This window comes from Streptomyces sp. NPDC007901 (assembly GCF_042959465.1).
Classification (GTDB): domain Bacteria; phylum Actinomycetota; class Actinomycetes; order Streptomycetales; family Streptomycetaceae; genus Streptomyces.
On the sequence record NZ_JBIBKW010000003.1, the window covers coordinates 17016 to 33996 of the forward strand.

16 protein-coding genes and 1 tRNA gene are annotated in these 16981 nt (G+C 70.9%); 7 read left to right on the forward strand and 10 right to left on the reverse strand.

The window, feature by feature from the left end; genetic code table 11:
* Positions 1–83: 83 nt before the first annotated feature.
* From ACFZDK_RS10380 to ACFZDK_RS10395, 4 genes are all read right to left on the reverse strand, one after another.
* A complete protein-coding gene (locus tag ACFZDK_RS10380) occupies positions 84–965 on the reverse strand; it encodes a GNAT family N-acetyltransferase (protein ID WP_390971617.1) in 882 nt (293 codons plus the stop codon).
* A gap of 74 nt (positions 966–1039) precedes the next feature.
* Positions 1040–1456 (reverse strand): ester cyclase, encoded by a 417-nt coding sequence (locus ACFZDK_RS10385; RefSeq protein WP_390971618.1) that lies wholly within the window; start codon positions 1454–1456, stop codon positions 1040–1042.
* A gap of 195 nt (positions 1457–1651) precedes the next feature.
* Positions 1652–1736: transfer RNA gene (locus ACFZDK_RS10390), tRNA-Ser, on the reverse strand.
* Positions 1737–1796: 60 nt separating this feature from the next.
* Positions 1797–3281: a trypsin-like peptidase domain-containing protein gene (locus ACFZDK_RS10395; protein WP_390971619.1), complete on the reverse strand. Its 1485-nt coding sequence runs from the start codon at positions 3279–3281 to the stop codon at positions 1797–1799.
* Positions 3282–3538: 257 nt separating this feature from the next.
* Between ACFZDK_RS10395 and ACFZDK_RS10400 the strand changes: the two genes are divergently transcribed.
* From ACFZDK_RS10400 to ACFZDK_RS10410, 3 genes are all read left to right on the forward strand, one after another.
* Positions 3539–4366 (forward strand): glycerophosphodiester phosphodiesterase family protein, encoded by an 828-nt coding sequence (locus tag ACFZDK_RS10400; RefSeq protein ID WP_390971620.1) that lies wholly within the window; start codon positions 3539–3541, stop codon positions 4364–4366.
* A gap of 205 nt (positions 4367–4571) precedes the next feature.
* On the forward strand, positions 4572–5255 hold the full coding sequence (locus tag ACFZDK_RS10405) for an ATP-binding protein (RefSeq protein ID WP_390971621.1): 684 nt from the start codon (positions 4572–4574) through the stop codon (positions 5253–5255).
* Positions 5256–5416: 161 nt separating this feature from the next.
* The gene (locus ACFZDK_RS10410; protein ID WP_390971622.1) at positions 5417–6382 is read left to right on the forward strand and encodes a DUF5926 family protein; all 966 of its coding nucleotides are present in this window, start codon (positions 5417–5419) and stop codon (positions 6380–6382) included.
* A gap of 329 nt (positions 6383–6711) precedes the next feature.
* On the opposite strand, the gene ACFZDK_RS10415 is transcribed toward ACFZDK_RS10410, so the two are convergent.
* Positions 6712–7359 carry a hypothetical protein gene (locus ACFZDK_RS10415; protein ID WP_390971623.1) on the reverse strand — a complete coding sequence of 216 codons (648 nt, stop codon included), beginning with the start codon at positions 7357–7359 and terminating at the stop codon, positions 6712–6714.
* A 54-nt stretch (positions 7360–7413) separates the two neighbouring features.
* Complete coding sequence (locus tag ACFZDK_RS10420; RefSeq protein ID WP_390971624.1) at positions 7414–8088, reverse strand: bifunctional DNA primase/polymerase; 675 nt, start codon at positions 8086–8088, stop codon at positions 7414–7416.
* 657 nt (positions 8089–8745) lie between these two features.
* Between ACFZDK_RS10420 and ACFZDK_RS10425 the strand changes: the two genes are divergently transcribed.
* Positions 8746–10131 carry a SpoIIE family protein phosphatase gene (locus ACFZDK_RS10425; RefSeq protein ID WP_390971625.1) on the forward strand — a complete coding sequence of 462 codons (1386 nt, stop codon included), beginning with the start codon at positions 8746–8748 and terminating at the stop codon, positions 10129–10131.
* 120 nt (positions 10132–10251) lie between these two features.
* Positions 10252–11709 (forward strand): aminopeptidase P N-terminal domain-containing protein, encoded by a 1458-nt coding sequence (locus ACFZDK_RS10430; RefSeq protein WP_390972485.1) that lies wholly within the window; start codon positions 10252–10254, stop codon positions 11707–11709.
* A gap of 161 nt (positions 11710–11870) precedes the next feature.
* Here ACFZDK_RS10430 and ACFZDK_RS10435 read toward each other — a convergent pair whose 3' ends face one another.
* The 4 genes from ACFZDK_RS10435 to ACFZDK_RS10450 all read right to left on the reverse strand — a co-directional run bounded on the left by ACFZDK_RS10435 (position 11871) and on the right by ACFZDK_RS10450 (position 14845).
* Entirely contained in the window at positions 11871–12686 is an 816-nt protein-coding gene (locus ACFZDK_RS10435) for a triphosphoribosyl-dephospho-CoA synthase (protein ID WP_390971626.1), read from the reverse strand.
* A 10-nt stretch (positions 12687–12696) separates the two neighbouring features.
* The gene (locus ACFZDK_RS10440) at positions 12697–13638 is read right to left on the reverse strand and encodes an intradiol ring-cleavage dioxygenase (RefSeq protein ID WP_390971627.1); all 942 of its coding nucleotides are present in this window, start codon (positions 13636–13638) and stop codon (positions 12697–12699) included.
* A 143-nt stretch (positions 13639–13781) separates the two neighbouring features.
* Complete coding sequence (locus ACFZDK_RS10445; RefSeq protein ID WP_390971628.1) at positions 13782–14357, reverse strand: GNAT family N-acetyltransferase; 576 nt, start codon at positions 14355–14357, stop codon at positions 13782–13784.
* Between the two features lie 38 nt (positions 14358–14395).
* Positions 14396–14845, reverse strand: a complete 450-nt coding sequence (locus ACFZDK_RS10450) for an ATP-binding protein (RefSeq protein ID WP_355724531.1) — start codon at positions 14843–14845, stop codon at positions 14396–14398.
* Positions 14846–15127: 282 nt separating this feature from the next.
* Between ACFZDK_RS10450 and ACFZDK_RS10455 the strand changes: the two genes are divergently transcribed.
* Both ACFZDK_RS10455 and ACFZDK_RS10460 read left to right on the forward strand, forming a co-directional pair.
* On the forward strand, positions 15128–15985 hold the full coding sequence (locus ACFZDK_RS10455; RefSeq protein WP_390971629.1) for a hypothetical protein: 858 nt from the start codon (positions 15128–15130) through the stop codon (positions 15983–15985).
* A gap of 145 nt (positions 15986–16130) precedes the next feature.
* Positions 16131–16886 (forward strand): DUF1775 domain-containing protein, encoded by a 756-nt coding sequence (locus ACFZDK_RS10460; RefSeq protein ID WP_390971630.1) that lies wholly within the window; start codon positions 16131–16133, stop codon positions 16884–16886.
* Positions 16887–16981: the final 95 nt, after the last annotated feature.

A 16981-nucleotide genomic window follows, 5' to 3' on the forward strand; every position in this document is an offset into this window, starting at 1 on the left:
CCGCATGCGTAAGGGGTGCCCTCCTTGGAGGAGCACCCCTTACATCGTTCCCGACCACGACGGCGACGGCGGCCGGCAACTGCTCAGCCGGCGTCCGCCCCGGCACCCGAGAAGTCGTACGCGCACCAGTCGGCGAGCCGGAGGTATCCGAGGCGTTGGTAGAGGGCATTGCTGGTGGGGTTGGACCGGTCCGCGAACAGGACGACGTCCGTGGCCCCGGCGGCCCGCGCGACCCGGCTCACCTCCGCCGCCACGGCACCCGCATAGCCCCGACCGCGCAGGTGTGCCGGGGTGTAGACGATGTCCACCTGGATCTGGCCGCCGATCAACGGGTTCATGCCCGCGACGGAGACGGGGGTGCCGTCCGGGGTCTCCCAGAGCGTGTAGCGCTTGTCGGCGAAGCGGGTGTCGCCCCACGTGCCGGCGTCGATGACCACGTCCTCCCCCACCGATTTGGCGAACTCACCGCACCAGAACATGGCTTCCTCAAGATCCTCCTCGCCCAGGACACGGGCCCGGCCCGCCGGCATCGGGTCGGGCGGCGTGAGCGTGCCGAGGCTGTACAGACGCACGCGTGTGTCGCGGATCCTGGGCGTCGCGCCGGTGTGCCGCTGCCAGGCCTCGGCGAACGCGGTGGCCGTGCCGTGGTCAGCGCCGACGGAAGGAAGGTCTGTGCCGAGCTCGGCCAGGTGAGCGGCGAGCGAGTCGGCCTGCTCGGGCGTGAGGGGCGACAGGCCCAACGCCCGGGGCGGGAGGTGGTAGAAGGTCGCCTGCACCTCACCCGCCCGCTCCAGCAGACCGAAGACGGCAGCCTCGGCACCGAACGCCCGCGCCCCCCGCTTTCGCACTCTCTCCGCCCAGGTCAGCTGCATCACGTGCGGACCGGGCCGCGAACGCAGAAAATCCCCGGCCCGGGCGAGAAAGTCGTCGACGTCTTCGGTCAACTGCCAGTCGGCTGAGCGCATGCCTGATGCTTTCCCACCCCGCCGCACACGTCCAGGGCATACGCACAGCACCGTGGCGCCCCCCACTCGCGGGGTCACACCTCGGCCAGGCCGAGCTGCCGCAACATCCCGAGTTCGTCACTGCTGCCCCAGCGTTCGACCAGCTTTCCGTCCCTGTCGAAACGGCTGATCTGCATACCCCGGTAGCTGACCTTCCTACCGGTCGCCGGCCGGCCCATCAGCGGTCCCAGATGCGTCCCTGTGATGACGTAGGCGAAAGCCAACTCGTCATCCGTCGCCACCAGGTGCTCCACCTGAACATTCAGATCCGGAAACGCGGCCCGCAACGCGCCGAACATCGCCTTGTACCCCTCAGGCCCCGGCGCCTGCCCCGGAGCCGGATCATGATCGACCGAGCCGGCCGCGACAATCCCGTCGAGAGCATCAAGATCACCGGTGACGACAGCCTCCCCGAAAGCGGTCTGAGAGGCGATGTTCGTCTGCTGAGTCATGGGCACTCCCGGACACATCCCGGCCACCGGCCGTCCACCGGCAGCGAGTCCGCACCTACGCCGTCCTCCGACCGTACCGCGCCCCTCCACCCCCGGCATGCCCACACACGAACCGCCACCCCAAGCACCCCAGGCACCCCGCACACACCGACGGCCCCCGACCGTCATACCTGGTCAGGGGCCGTTCGCGTCATGCGGTGGGTGTGGGATTTGAACCCACGGTGACTCTCGCCACGACGGTTTTCAAGACCGTTCCCTTAGGCCGCTCGGGCAACCCACCCCGCGTCGACCGAGATCGACGCGGGGAACAGAGTAACCGGTTCGTGCGGGCGGGTGGGGGTCAGTTGTCGCCGACGCGGGAGCCGAGGGTGACGGTGACGGTGTGTTCGGAGCCGCCGCGCTTGTAGGTGATCTGGACCTTGTCGCCGGGCTTGTGGGTCCAGATCTCGCCGATCAGGGTCGGGCCGCTGTCGATCACCGAGTCGTCGAGCTTGGTGATGACGTCGCCGGGCTTGAGGCCGGCCTTGTCCGCGGGGCCGCCGGACTCGACCGCGGCGGCGCCGCCCGAGCCGGAGTCGGTGATCTGTGCCCCGGAGGTGCCGTCCTCCAGGGACACCGACGCGCCGATCTTCGCGTAGACCGGCTTGCCGGTCTTGATCAGCTGCTGGGCCACGTACTTGGCCTGGTTGATCGGGATGGCGAAGCCGAGGCCGATCGAGCCCGACTGGCCGCTGCTGCCCAGACCGCCGCTGGAGGCGGACTGGATCGCGGAGTTGATGCCGATCACCGCGCCGGAGGAGTCCAGCAGCGGGCCACCGGAGTTGCCCGGGTTGATGGAGGCGTCGGTCTGCAGGGCGCTCATGTAGGACGCCTTGCTGGAGGCGCTGCCGTCGCTGGAGGCGACCGGGCGGTTCTTGGCGCTGATGATGCCCGTGGTGACCGTGTTGGACAGGCCGAAGGGGGCGCCGATGGCGATGGTCTCGTCGCCGACGGCCACCTTGTCGGAGTCGCCCAGGGCGAGCGGCTGCAGGTCCGACGGCGGGTTCTTGAGCTTGATCACCGCGACGTCGTAGCCCTGTGCGTGGCCGACGACCTCGGCGTCGTACTTCTTGCCGTTCGGGAAGGTCGCGGTCAGCTTGCCGCCGTCGAGGGCGTCGGCGACCACGTGGTTGTTGGTGACGATGTGGCCCTGGGTGTCGAAGACGAACCCGGTGCCGGTGCCGCCATCGCCGCTGGTCGACTCGGCCTCGATGGTGACCGTGCTGGGCAGCGACTTGGCGGCGATCGCGGCGATCGTGCCGGCGGCCCGCTTGACCTGGGTGGCGCCGCTGTCGGTGGACGCGGAGACGGTCGTAGAACCGCCGTCGTCGTTGTTCTTGGCCAGCGTGTAGCCGAGGCCGCCGCCGAGGCCGCCCGCGACCAGGGCGGCCACCAGGACGGCGGCGATCAGACCGCCGCGCCCGCCGCCCTTCTTCGGCGCGGGCTGCGGCTGCTGGTACGGCTGGTTCGCATGGTCGTAGGTCGTCTGGTGCGCCTGGTGCGCCTGGTGCGCCTGGTCGTACGACGATCCCCAGCCGGCGCCCGGGGCGGCACCCGCGCCGGCGTCCGCGTAGGAAGGGGTCGCCGGGGGTGGGGGCGGCCAGGAGCCCTCCGGGGCCTGCGGCGGGGTCGCGTAAGGGTCGCTCGACGGGGCGGGCGGAAGCGGTGCGGTCGGCGCGTCCCCGCCGGATGCGGCCGGCTGCGGGGGAGCAGCGGGAGAGGCCGGCGGCACGGGAGGTGCGGACGGGGCCGGAGGTACCGGGTTGCCCTCGTTCTCGGTGCTCACAGCTTTTCTCCTCGATCCACGGCTGTTCTTCTCGGTCGCACTCGGTCACGCTCATTCACGCTTACTGTCGGTCCGGCGCGATTCAGCTGTGCATGTGCTTTTGTATGCCGTCAGCTTTTCCCACAGGCCGTCAGAGCACCATAAGCGGTGGCTGTGGGTACACGGACAACCTTTATATAGGGCCTGTCCGACAAAAGTTCCCTTTGCTGGCATCCGGGATACCCCCACGTACGGCCACTCGGTGGCACCATGTCGCGGTGACCCACGCACCACGCCATCGCATCCAGGTCGTCGCGCACCGCGGCGCCTCCGAGGACGCCCCCGAGCACACGCTGGCCGCCTACAAGAAGGCCATCGAGGACGGCGCCGACGCCCTGGAGTGCGACGTACGCCTGACCGCCGACGGCCATCTGGTCTGCGTCCACGACCGACGGGTCAACCGTACGTCCAACGGTCGCGGCGCGGTGTCGGCCCTGGAGCTCGCGGAGCTGGCCGCCCTGGACTTCGGCGCCTGGAAGAAGGGCCCGGCCTGGCGGGGGCGGGACGAGGAGCCGGACTGGGAGTTCCGGCCCGAGGACCGCGCGGACACCTCCGTACTGACGCTGGAGCGGCTGCTGGAGCTGGTCGCGGACGCCGGGCGGCGGGTGGAGCTGGCGATCGAGACCAAGCACCCCACGCGGTGGGCGGGGCAGGTCGAGGAGCGGCTGCTGGTCCTGCTCAAGCGGTTCGGGCTGGACGCCCCGGCCACCGCCGCCGAGTCGCCGGTGCGGGTCATGAGCTTCTCCGCCCGGTCGCTGGCCCGGGTGCGGGCGGCCTCGCCGACGCTGCCGACGGTCTATCTGCTGCAGTTCCTCTCGCCGAGGCTGCGCGACGGGCGACTGCCGGCGGGGGTGCGGATCGCGGGGCCCTCGATCCGGATCGTGCGCAATCACCCCGCTTACATCGAGCGGCTGAAGCGCAACGGCCACCAGGTTCACGTGTGGACGGTGAACGAGCCGGAGGACGTGGATCTGTGCGTGGAGCTCGGCATCGACGCGATCATCACCAACCGGCCGGGGGCGGTGCTGGACCGGCTGGGGCGGTGAACCGGGGCCGGTTCTGAGTAGGGCTCAGATAAAAAGTCACGTAAGGACGCTCCCGCACCCCTTGACCCGCCAGCTCACTCACAGCATCCTCACTTCTCGGCCACACCATCGAAATCCAGCCACACGAGGCCATATCTGGGGGATATGGCGTCGACCCGTCACAGGGAGTGCTCCGGCGCGTTCGGTACGTACTCGTTGGTTGCGAATGCGTCACCGGACATTCATTGGCCGGTTTCCGGTTCAGGCCAATGGGGCATCCACACCGTGGCGTGGGGCAAAGGAGGTCTCGGGGGTGGCGTTGGTGGTGGCACAGGAGGTGCCCACGTCGTCGAGCATGGCCGTACCCCATGGCCCTGCGGGCGTGGGGAAAGCGAGACACCGTATGCGCGATCAGTTGCGCACCGGTGGGGTGTCGGAAGCGGTCATCGACGACGCCATGCTGATCCTTTCCGAACTTTTGAGCAATGCCTGCAAACACGGGCGCCCTCTGGGGGACGCACTGGCCGGGGACGGCGACGTCCGGGCCGCCTGGCGGGTGGACACGCGCGGGCGGCTGATCGTCGAGGTGACGGACGGCGGTGGCCCGACCCGCCCGGCTCCGATGACCCCCTCGGTCACGGCGCACGGCGGGCGCGGGCTGAACATCATCACGGCACTGGCCGACGACTGGGGCGTCCGGGACGACGCCCGGGGCGAGGTCACCGTGTGGGTCGTGGTCCACAAGGACGTGCACCACCAGGACGTGCGCCAGCACGACGCGCGCCGTCCGGAGGTGGGCCACCAGGACACCGGGGAGCGCCGCGAGGCCTTCGCCGCGCGCGTCATGGCGGCCTCGACCCCGGAGGTGGCCGAACTGGACTTCGCGGACGCGTTCGACGACCTGGACTGACTGGACCCCACCGGGCCGACCGAACGACCGGGCCGACCGGGTCCCGTGCACCGAGACGTACGCCCCGTGTCGGCGCCGTCGTCCACAGGTTCCCGTGGCCCGGGGCGCGAACGGCTAGGCTCCCGCCCGTACGAGACGAGCCGTAACCGGGAGACACCCAGATGGCCAAGAAGCGACCCCAGACGACGGCCACGCGGCCGCAGCTCAGCGATGCCGAGATCCCGGTTGTCGGTGCCCGTGAGCCCTGCCCCTGCGGCAGCGGCCGGCGCTACAAGGCGTGCCACGGCCGGGCGGCCGCGCACGCGGCGACCGAGCTGGTGCACCGCCCGTTCGAAGGGCTGGCCGGCGAGGGCGACTGGGTGGCGCTGCGTGAGCTGGTGCCCGCCGCCACGGTCGAGCTGACACTGAAGGACGGCCTGCCCGAGGGCGTCCCGTCGGTCACGCTCGCGACGGTGCTGCCGATGGCCTGGCCGGCGCTGCGCCGCGACGACGGCACGGTCCTCATCGGCCTGCAGAACGACACGGCCTCCGGGGACATCAGCCGCGACCTCGCCGACACCCTCCAGCGCGCGCTCGCCGCCGAGCCGGGCACCCCGGTGCAGAGCCGCCGCGCCCCCGCCGACAGTCCCCGGCTGCAGGATCTGCTCGACCCGAAGGGCCCGTTCGAGCCAGTTGTGCACGACGGCTTCGAGTTCTGGGTGCAGGACGCGGAGAACGCCACCCCGGACGTGACCGCTTCCCTGGAGCGGGCCAACGCGGCGGCCATCCCGACGGTGAAGCTGACCGGCGTCGACTCCGCCTACTGGTGCGAGACGCCCGAGAAGAACCATCTGCGGTGGGTCATGCCGTATCCCGAGGAGCAGCTTCTGGACGCTCTCGCGCGGCTGCACGCGGCGGGCCGGTCCAGCCTCGGCGAGGGCACCCGGCTGGTCGGTTCCTTCCGCGCCCACGGGCTCACCGTGCCGGTCTGGGACCTGCCGAGCGGGGTCGGCGCGGAGGACGTGGAGAAGCCGGCCGCCGAGTTCGCGGAGCGGCTCACGACCGCTCTGGCCTCGACGGCACCGCTCACGGCGGACGAGCGCCGGGCTCGCGGCGGGCTGACCAACCGACAGGTCACGCTCAGCTGACGATCAGCACGGGCAAAGGGTCGCGGCTGACCGACCGGTCAGCCGCCCCAGGTGTGTTGAATCGGGTGACTCCTGTCACAACTTCCCTACGTGGCAAGCAAATACGTGTCCGAATAGCCGAGATCGAATTTGCGAACCGCCGATCTCTTGTTACGGTCTCAGTAGCCCGGTTGCTGGTGCATCCCCCGTCGCCAGCAACCGGGCCCTTTCATGCCCGCGTCCGGTGTACGGACCGAGGCTGTTCGTCAACTCCCGTTTGACCTCCGGGAGTTGATCCACGCCCCGCGCCCGTCGCCACGGCCGGGTCACCCCCGGATTCGCTGTCGGAGTCACTCCCGGGAAAGGTCGCCCAAGCTGCCCGCCGGCGAGCCGCCTGAGCCACCGGAGCCGGCCCCGGAGCCGTTTTCGGAGTTGCTCGCGGAATGCAGCAGCAGCCGTCCGTCGCCCTCCCGCGCCGCGAACTCCGTGACCGCCGTGTAGCCGTCCAGCGAGCCCCGTGCGCGCTCCCGGGGCGTCTCACAGGTGGCGGGCTCGTCGTCGGCGTCGGCGGCGCAGTGCGTCTGCACGGTGCGGCCGGCCGGGCCCATGAAGCTCAGGACGGCCTCCAGGGCCGACCCGGTGGCATTGCGGTAGTAGGTGCGCGCCCAGGTGTCCGGACCCTGCGCCATCACGCAGGTCTGCGCCTCCACCCCGTCGGGGGAGGTGAGTTCGGGGCCGCAGCGGGCGGCCGTGGACAGGCCCAGGCCGAGCACCAGGGGGGACCGGGCGGGCTTCGGCAGCTTCGCGTCGCCGTCGTGCCGAGCGTCGTGCCGGGCGGGGTGTGCGGTGACGTCGCCCACCTGCCCCGCGGAGGCCACGGTCAGTGGCAGCGCCACCGCGCACACCATGACGCCCGCGAGGGCGAGCAGACGCAGTCGGGAGTCCGGACCGCCGCGGAGCGGCCCTCGCTTACCGTGCCCCCCAGAATTACGCAGCATGTGCGGAGGGTAACCAGCCCGGCGCGGGAAGCCGTGTTCTCGCGCCCGACACCCTTACAACTCGGGTGCGCTCACACCCGTACGAGTGAGGGCGTCGACCACGGCGTCCACGACAGCCTCCACATCGGGCACCCACGGCTTGGCCGAGCCGGGCAGCGGCGCGCGCTCCCAGCGGATGGCGCCCTGGCCGGTCCCGGAGGGCGGCAGGGCGAGATAGCCGCCCTCGCCGTGGAAGCGGAGCGAGCCGGGGACGAAGTCCTTGGCGTACAGCAGCTCGCCCAGCTGCTCCATGGAGTACGGCTTGACGAGCAGCGCCCACCGGTTGGGCGCGGCGACCACCGGGCCGAGCCGCATACCGCGGCGGTCGAGGAGGGTGAGGGCGCGGGAGGCGGCGAGGGCCGGCAGGCTGACCGCGCAGGGCGCCTTGCCGCCGGAGGCCCCGGTGGCCAGGACGATCGGGGCGGCCGGCCGGTTGCCCCACCACCAGCGCACCATGCGCTCGTCGGTGGTGGCGGCGAGCAGACCGGGGTCGAAGGGGTGCGCGCCGGGGACCGTGCACTCCGGGTCGGGGCAGGCACAACGGGCCCGGCCCTGCGGGTCCGGAGCCACGCCCGGGAGTACGGGCCACTGCCATTCCGTCGCGAAGGTCAGGGCCGCGCCGAGCAGCTCAGGCCCCTTGTCGTTGCGCTTGGACAGGAGCCTGCGTCGCCTTCCGAGGATCTCGCGCATGAGCGCTCGTTCCTTTCCGTTGCACCGCTGGCAACACCGTGGACCACATCACATCATGTGTCGATCACTTCACTGTGCGTACCTGTTGGCGCATCACACCCCTGCGCTGGGCAAGGGGAACCCCATGGGGTCGAGCGGGGGCCGCGCCCGCGTTCAAGCACTGTGTCGTACTGCGTCGTACAGCTGCGTACTGCTGCTCGTACTGCGTCTATCAAAAGCACGGCCACGGCGTGGGGGTGGCGAAGTCTGGCGTTTTGCCGTTCCGAGTGTTTCTCTCCGCCTCCGCCACGGGAGGATGGGGCACGGTCGTCGGTGGTTAAGACGCCCGGGTCCGTTGCCAGGTTCCGGGTGATCCCCCAACCACCCCTGGCCTTCACCGAGTACGTACCCATCACGACCGCTGTGACGCTCTGTGGAGCAAGGCCAGTCGACCGCAATGAACCGTTACCCGAGTCAGTTTTAAGCCAACTTTGATTTTGTGCAAGCCGTCCAGGAGAAGACCTCAAGAGGCCCACGGACACCAGGAATCCCGGCAGGACAATGCTGGACATCCCCTCACGAGTGCGTGTACATGTGGAGACACTGCTAGCGGCGCAGAAAGACATGGGGGTTTGCGATGCTTTTGAGCAATACGCACAGGTCTGAAAGCCGGACGCGATGAACGCCCCGCACCCTCCGAAAGTGGCCGGAATCGATCCAACGGTTCCCACGCCCGCACACACTGTCGCGCCCGTGCCCGCCGCCCCCGGCGCACCCCCCGTCCCGAAGGCCCCCGCCGCACCGGCGCCCGGCACCGTCCTCCAGGACCGGCTGGCCGGCTGGGTCTCCGACCTCACCACGCTGCACGAACTGACCGAACGGCTCGCCCGCGCCGACGGACTGGAGCCCGCCCTCCAGGAGCTGCTGCGCGCCGGTGCCGCCCTCGTGGGCGCCCGGCGCGGTCTCGTAGCGCTGGAGCCGGCCGACGGGCTCGGCCCGCGCACCACCATCGGTCTCGGTCTCGGCCGCGCGGACCTCGGTCACATGGAGACCGTGCCGCCCGACGCGCTGCCGTACGACAGCGCCACCGCCGACGAGATCGTGCACTGCGACCTGTTCGCCGAGGAGGGCCTGCACCCCCGGCACCGCGAGGTCGCCGCCCGCCTCGGCTACGCCGCCAGTTACGCGCTCCCCGTGACCACCGACTCCGCGGTCCGCCTGGGCGCGGTCGTCTGGCTCTACGACGAGCCCGCCGAGCCCGCCGAGCGCCGGCGCCATCTCATCGGCCTGTACGTCCGGTACGCGGCCGAGTACCTGGCCCGGCTGCTGGAGGTGGAGCGCACGCGCGCGTGCATGGCGACCATCGCCGAGGAACTGCTCCCCTCCCGGCTGCCCCGGGTGGCCGGCGTCCAGCTCGCCGCCCGGCACCGCACCGGCCCGCGCGGCGGCGGCGACTGGTACGACGCGCTGCCGCTGCCCGACGCGGCCCTCGGGCTCGCGGTCGGCTCGGTGACCGGCTCCGGGCCCAGCGCGGTCGCCGCGATGGGACGGCTGCGCGCCTCCCTGCGGGCGTACGCCGTGATGGAGGGCGAGGACCCGGTCGCGGTCCTGTCCGACCTGGAGCTGCTGCTGCGGCTGACCGAGCCGGCCCGCTCCGCCACCGCCCTGTTCGCCTACTGCGAGCCGGCCCTGCGCAAGGTCACCCTGGCCGGCGCCGGCCACAGCCCGCCGCTGCTGATCGGGGAGCACCGGACCGAGTTCGCGGAGACCTCGGTGTCCGCGCCGCTGGGCATGCTGGCCTGCTGGGAGGCGCCCAGCGTGGAGATCCAGGCCGAAGCAGGCGAAACCGTTCTCTTCTACACCGACGGGCTGCTGCACCGCACCGGCGACCCCATGGACCGCGCCTTCGCCCGGCTGCACACGGCCGCCGCGAGCATCCCGCGCCCCCTGCGCGGCGACCCCGGGGCGGTCGCCGACCATGTGCTGCGCACCGTCCTGCCGGACGGCCTCGACGCGGCCGACAGCGAGGAGGACGTCGTTCTGCTGGCCGCCCGGTTCGACTGATCGGTCAGTCAGAAGCGGAGCTCGGCGCACGTCACACGGCCCGTGGTCCCCACTCCCTGGGACGCCGTTCGGTACGACCGTACGATGGACGGGATCCACAGCAGTGTCGAGGAGGATGACGTGGCCGACGAGCTCACCCCGGAGACCCCGGAAGAGAGCGAAGAGCCGATCAAGCAGCGCAAGAACGGCCTGTACCCGGGCGTGTCCGACGAGCTCGCCGAGAGCATGAAGTCCGGCTGGGCCGACACGGAGCTGCACGACCTGACCCCCGTCGAGCAGGCCGGGCACACCGCCCGCCGCCGCGCCGAGCTGTCCGCCCGCTTCCCGGGCGAGCGCCTGGTGATCCCGGCCGGCAACCTGAAGACCCGCTCGAACGACACGGACTACCCGTTCCGGGCGTCGGTCGAGTACGTCTATCTCACCGGCAACCAGACGGAGGACGGCGTACTCGTCCTGGAGCCGAAGGACGACGGCCATGTGGCCACCGTCTACCTGCTGCCCCGCTCCGACCGCGAGAACGGCGAGTTCTGGCTCTCCGGTCAGGGCGAGCTGTGGGTGGGCCGCCGCCACTCCCTCACCGAGTCCGAGGCGCTCTACGGCATCCCCGCCGCCGACGTCCGCGAACTCGCCGACCAGCTCCGTGAGGCCACCGGCCCGGTGCGGGTCGTGCGCGGGTACGACGCCGGCATCCAGGAGGCGCTGACCGACAAGGTCACCGCCGAGCGCGACGAGGAACTGCGCGTCTTCCTCTCCGAGGCCCGCCTGGTCAAGGACGAGTGGGAGATCGGCGAGCTGCAGAAGGCCGTCGACTCCACGGCGCGCGGCTTCGAGGACGTCGTACGCGTGCTCGACAAGGCCGAAGCGACGAGCGAGCGCTACATCGAGGGCACGTTCTTCCTGCGCGCGCGGGTCGAGGGCAACGACATCGGCTACGGCTCCATCTGCGCGGCCGGCCCGCACGCCTGCACGCTGCACTGGGTGCGCAACGACGGGCCGGTGCGCTCGGGCGAACTGCTCCTGCTCGACGCCGGCGTCGAGACGCACTCGCTCTACACCGCCGACGTCACGCGCACGCTGCCGATCAACGGCACGTACAGCGAGCTCCAGAAGAAGATCTACGACGCCGTGTACGACGCCCAGGAGGCCGGCATCGCGGCGGTGCAGCCGGGCGCGAAGTACCGTGACTTCCACGATGCCGCGCAGCGAGTGCTGGCCGAGCGGCTCGTCGAGTGGGGGCTCGTGGAGGGGCCGGTGGAGCGGGTGCTGGAGCTGGGTCTGCAGCGCCGGTGGACGCTGCACGGCACCGGGCACATGCTCGGGCTCGACGTCCACGACTGCGCTGCCGCGCGGACCGAGACGTATGTGGAGGGTGTTCTGGAGGCGGGGATGGTGCTCACCGTCGAGCCGGGGCTGTACTTCCAGGCCGACGATCTGACCGTGCCGGAGGAGTACCGGGGGATCGGGGTGCGGATCGAGGACGACATCCTGGTGACGGCCGACGGGAACCGGAACATGTCCGCGGGGCTGCCTCGGCGGTCGGACGAGGTCGAGGCCTGGATGGCTTCGCTGAAGAGCTGATGAGCTGCTGAGCTGACGGATGCGAAATGGCCGGGTACCTGGGTGGGTGCCCGGCCATTGTTGCGGTCCGCGGGTGGGTGGGGGTTGCTCGCGCAGTTCCTCCCCGAGCCTTCGGCCGGGGGTGCCCCCAGCGCCCCTGTCGGGGCGCTCCGGTCAGGGCGTTACAGAGTGGGCAGGGCATCCAGGAACAGGGCGCCGGCCAGCAGGCCCGCGCTGCCCCTTGGGCTCCAGCCGCGTTTGTGGAGGTCGGTGTCCAGGGCTGCCAGGGCCTCTGCTCCCGCCGCTGTCGCCGTGCCGCCTGCTTCCATGACGCCCCTCGCTCCCGCCTGGACGTGGCGCAGGCCCATGGGGCCCGTGGCGTAGAGGAGTTCGGTGTCCTGGAGGGTGGACATCACGGTGAGTAAGGCGTCGAGGCGGGCCTGGTTCTCGGTGGCGCCGGCCTTGCGGGCGGCGGCGAGGGCGTCCAGCGCCCTGCGGACGTGCGGGAATCCGGCGCGGGCCTCGCCCCGGGCGCCGGCCGCGCCGTACTTCGCGGAGATCGACGAACCCCGGGAGGGGCGCTTGGGGGCGCCCTTGTCGTTGAACGCGGCGATCTTGCGCGCGTTCGAGGCGATGTCGCGGGCCTTGGCCCGGGGGTCCAGGGCGGCCGCGGCGACCAGGAGGCCGAGGGCCCACAGGGCGCCCTTGTGGCCGCCGCCGGCCAGACCGATCGAGTGCTCGGTGCACCGGCCGATCGCGCCCAGTTCCGCCCGCAGCGCCGGCGAGGGTTCGCCGGTGCGGCGGGCGGAGGCGGCCATCGCCGCGAGGCCGGGCGCGAGCGCCTTGGCCGACCAGCGCAGACTGTCGTGCTCCCGACGCGTACTGCGGGCGTCCAGGTCACGCGGGTCGGGCAGCCCCGGCTTCGGGGCCAGCGCCAGCTGACCGGTGAGCGCGGTGACCGCGGCCACCGCCAGCGCGTCGTCCTCGCAGCTTGTCATGTCCGTTACCTTACGAGGAGGCGGAGGCCGAGGGGGAGGCGCTGTCGCTGGGGGCGTCGCTCGGCGGGGTGCCCGTCGGAGCGTCGCTCGGCGGGGTGCTGCCGCCACCGCTGCCGGCGCCCGTGCTCTCGGCGTCCGGGTCGATGCCCAGGGTCAGGGAGCCCTTGTAGCCCTTCGAGGGGTCCTTCTTGTGCACGGCCTTCAGGGTCAGCAGACCGCTGGAGGCGCCGCCCCCGTCGTACACCATGTCGTCGGCGAGGACGGTGTAGCTGCCGGTGTGCTTCGAGTAGGGCTCGAGCGTGAAGATCTCCTCGGCGATGTCGTCGTCGAAGAACAGCTGCCCGGTGTAGTTGACGATGCCGCCCTCGTAGGTGCCGTCCTCCTTCTCGCCGCCCGTGTGCACCTTCACGTGGATGTGGCAGGTGCGCGGGGTGTACCAGCCGGGGAAGATCGTCTCGAACTTGACGACCCCGTTGGCGTTGGCGATCTGGTAGCCGCGCAGGTAGGTCTGGTCGTTGGCGGAGTCGCCCTCCTCGCTCTCCGCGGGGGCGGAGCCGCCGGGGTTGGCGGTGGTGTAGCCGGAGTAGTAGCCCCAGGCGTCGCAGTGCCAGATCTCGACCGCGGCGCCCTTGACCGGGGTGCAGCCGTCGGTGGCGTCCACGACGGTCAGGCGGAGGGTCAGCGGAACGCCGGCCTTGCCCTCGGTGATGTCCTTGCGCACCAAGGCACCATCGAGGTAGTACGGGCCTTCCGTGACGCTGGTCATCAGCGTCATGCACTCACTGCTGGTGGAGTCGGCGGAAGCCGGGGCGTCCGCGTCGGTGCTGTCGGTCGTGTCGGCGAAGGCCGACTGGAAGCCGGCGACCGCGAGGCCGCCGGCCGCCACCGTGCCGCCGGACACCGCGAGGGCCCGACGCCGGGTGATCGACGTGTTCTTGTGGTTTCCCGTCATGGTCGACGAAGCTAGAAACGCCGTTTGTCAGGGGCATGGGCACGAGCTGGCAACGAGCTGTGAACACCCAGGAAGCTGAAGCCGACGCGAAGACGCTGGTCACAGCGGCGGGTCGAGGCAGTCACAGCATCGGGGCGACGGCATCACAGGGCCGGGGCATGGTCGTGCAGGACCCGCTGGAACAGCCGACTGTCCCGCCATTCTCCATTGATGTGCAGATACTGCGGCGCATCACCGATCGTCTCGAATCCGCATTTCTTCAGCACCCGCTGGGACGTCGTGTTCTCGATCAGGGTGGACGCCTCGATCCGGTGCAGTCCCACGACATCCCGGGCGATCTCGCAGACCCGCTCCAGAGCGGCGGTGGCCAGACCGCGGCCCTGCTGATCGCCGGCCACCCAATAGCCGACGTAGGAACTGCAGAAAGGACCCAGGGAAATTCCGGAAAGGGTGATCGCGCCGACGATCCTGCCGTCCTCGGCCGACTCCATGATCCAGGGCGCCATGAGCCCGTCGGCGGCCTGTCCCAGCAGGCCATCGATGCGTTCGGTCTGGCCCTCGACGGTGAAGAAGGACTCGGGTCTGACCGGTTCCCAGGGTTCGAGATGGCTTCGGTTGCCGACGTATGCGGCGCACAGCGCTTTCGCGTCGCCCACGGCAATCGGACGCAATATCACACCGGGCCTGAGCACACTTTCTTTAATCTTTCTGAGAATCATGCGCGCACCCTAGCGCGGGTGTTATGCGAGAGCGAGCTTCATGCCGAAAGCAGGGAAGGATCTTTCTTCCACTTGAGGATCTTGTCGAAGCTGACCACGGTGCCGCCGCGACCGGGTTTGTTGCCGATGTGGACGTGATCGGCGAGTTCTCTGATGAGACAGAGCCCTCTGCCGTTCTCGGCATCGGGACGGGCGGGTCTGAGGTCCTGGGTGCGGGCGAACCCCGGACCGAGCCCCGGACCCGAATCGGCCACCTCGATACGGCACTTCTCGCCGTCCAGGTAGGCGGTGACCCGGTACGCCTCCGAGGGGCGGCCGGCCCCGCCGTGCTCGACGGCGTTCGCGCAGGCCTCACTGAGGGCGACGGAGAGGTCGTAGGAGATGTCGGGGTCGACGCCCGCCGTCTCCATCGTGCCGATCAGCAGCCGCCGGGCGAGCGGCACGCTCGCGGCCTCGCGCCTCAGATGGAGTGACCACCAGATGCTCATGCTCCAGCCTCCTGGCCGCGGCTCGACATACCGATACCTATTGCCACCCGTGCGCGGGTGTAAGCACTCCGTTCATGTGAGAACGCCCATCCGGGGGATGCGCCGTGGGAGGTTTCGGTGTATGAGCGGGTGGTTCGGCACAAGAATGATCTTTCGGTTCTTTCCCTAGATCACCTTTCGTATGCCGCCCACCACCCTTCCCACTCCCCCTTTCCGCAGGTAACGGAATCTTCCGGACCTGACGTAAAGCGGGTGCGGGTCCAGTGCGATGATGAGCGCGCCATGACTGCCCCCCGCCCGCGCACGGCGCGCACCGGAAGCGGACTGCGGCTCCTGCGGGCCGTGGTGTTCGCCGCGCTCTGCGTCGTGCTGGCCGCGGCGGGGCACGCTCTGGCCTCCTGCGCGACCGTTCCGCTGTGGACGCTCGGCGCGGGCTTCCTGGGCACCCTGGCACTCGTCGCCCCGCTGACCGGGCGGGCCCGCACCCTGCCGGGGATCGTGGCGCTGCTCGTGGTCCTGCAGACCGTCCTGCACACGCTGTTCGGCCTCGGCCAGCACGGGGCCACCGCGCTGTCCGGCGGCTCGATGACGATGTCGTCGATGTCGTCCGGGTCCGCGGGCGACGCCTCGGCGGTCGAGCGGGCCGCACGGCTGCTGTGCGGGGCCGGCGCGGCGCAGCTCAGCCCCGCCCACGCGTACAGGATCCTCGCGGACGCGCATCTCACCACCTCCTCCGCCACGGGCATGAGCACGGGCATGAGCGGGATGGGCGAGACGGCGGGCACCGGGTCCTTCGGCTCGCTGCTGCCCTCCGTGCCGATGCTGCTCGGGCACGTGCTCGCGGCCGTCGTGGCCGGGTGGCTGCTGCGCCGGGGCGATCTGGCGCTGCTGCGGCTGATCGAGCTGTCCGCCGAGTCTGCGCGCGGGGTCGGGGAAGCGGCGCTCGTCCGTTCCCTGCGGGGGGCGCTCGCGCTGGCGTGCGCCCTGTGCGCCGGGCTCGTGGCGGTCCCTGAGGCGCCCGCGCGTGACCGCCGTAGCGCCTGGGGGGAACCGCCCGCCCCGTGCGCCGTCACGCTCCAGCACTCCGTGATCCGGCGCGGCCCGCCGAGGTCCGCCGCCGTTCTCGCTCTCGCCGCCTGACACGACGCGACCAGCGCACTCACCGGGATCTGTCCGATCCGGAGGGGCCGGCCGCCGTCGTGCGGCACGCGCGCGTGCGTGCGCATTCCGCTGCCCGCACGCCCCCTCAACGACAGAACTCACTCAGAGTGGAGTGCTCCCTGCCATGAAGGCTTCTCGTATCGCCGCCGTCGCCGCCGTCGCGGGTACGGCCGTGCTGGCCGTCTCCTCGCCCGCGTTCGCGCACGTCAGCGTCCAGCCCGAGGGCACCGCCGCCAAGGGCGGTTACGCGGTCATCGACTTCAAGGTTCCCAACGAGCGCGACAACGCCTCGACCACCAAGGTCGAGGTCAACTTCCCCACCGACCACCCGCTGGCCTCCGTGATGCCGCAGCCGATGGCCGGCTGGAAGATCGAGGTCACCAAGTCCAAGCTGGCCAAGCCACTGGAGATGCACGGCGAGAAGATCGGCGAGGCGGTCACCAAGGTCACCTGGACCGCCACCGACGGCAAGGGCATCCAGGCGGGCTACTTCCAGAAGTTCCCGCTCTCCGTGGGCGCCCTGCCCGAGGACACCGACGAACTGGTCTTCAAGGCGGTCCAGACGTACTCCAACAAGGAGGTCGTCCGCTGGATCGAGGTGCAGCAGAAGGGCCAGGAGGAGCCGGAGAACCCGGCCCCGGTCCTCACGCTGTCCGCCGCCACCGACGACCACCACGGGACCGGTACGGCCGAGGACGCCTCGGCCGAGGACACCGCGGCCAGGACGGAGACCACCGCCTCCGACGACACCGGCTCGTCCGGCGGCAGTGACACCACCGCCCGCGTCCTCGGTGTCGTCGGCATCGTCGTCGGCGCCGCCGGGGTCGCCTACGGCGTCCTCGCCGGCCGTCGCCGGTCCACCACCGGCTCCGAAGCCTGAGCCCCACGTCCGTAGCGCACACCGGGGTCGCGCGGACCGTCACCGCCGACGGCCGCCGTACGACCCCGGTGCGCGCCGGATCTCTCACATCTGGG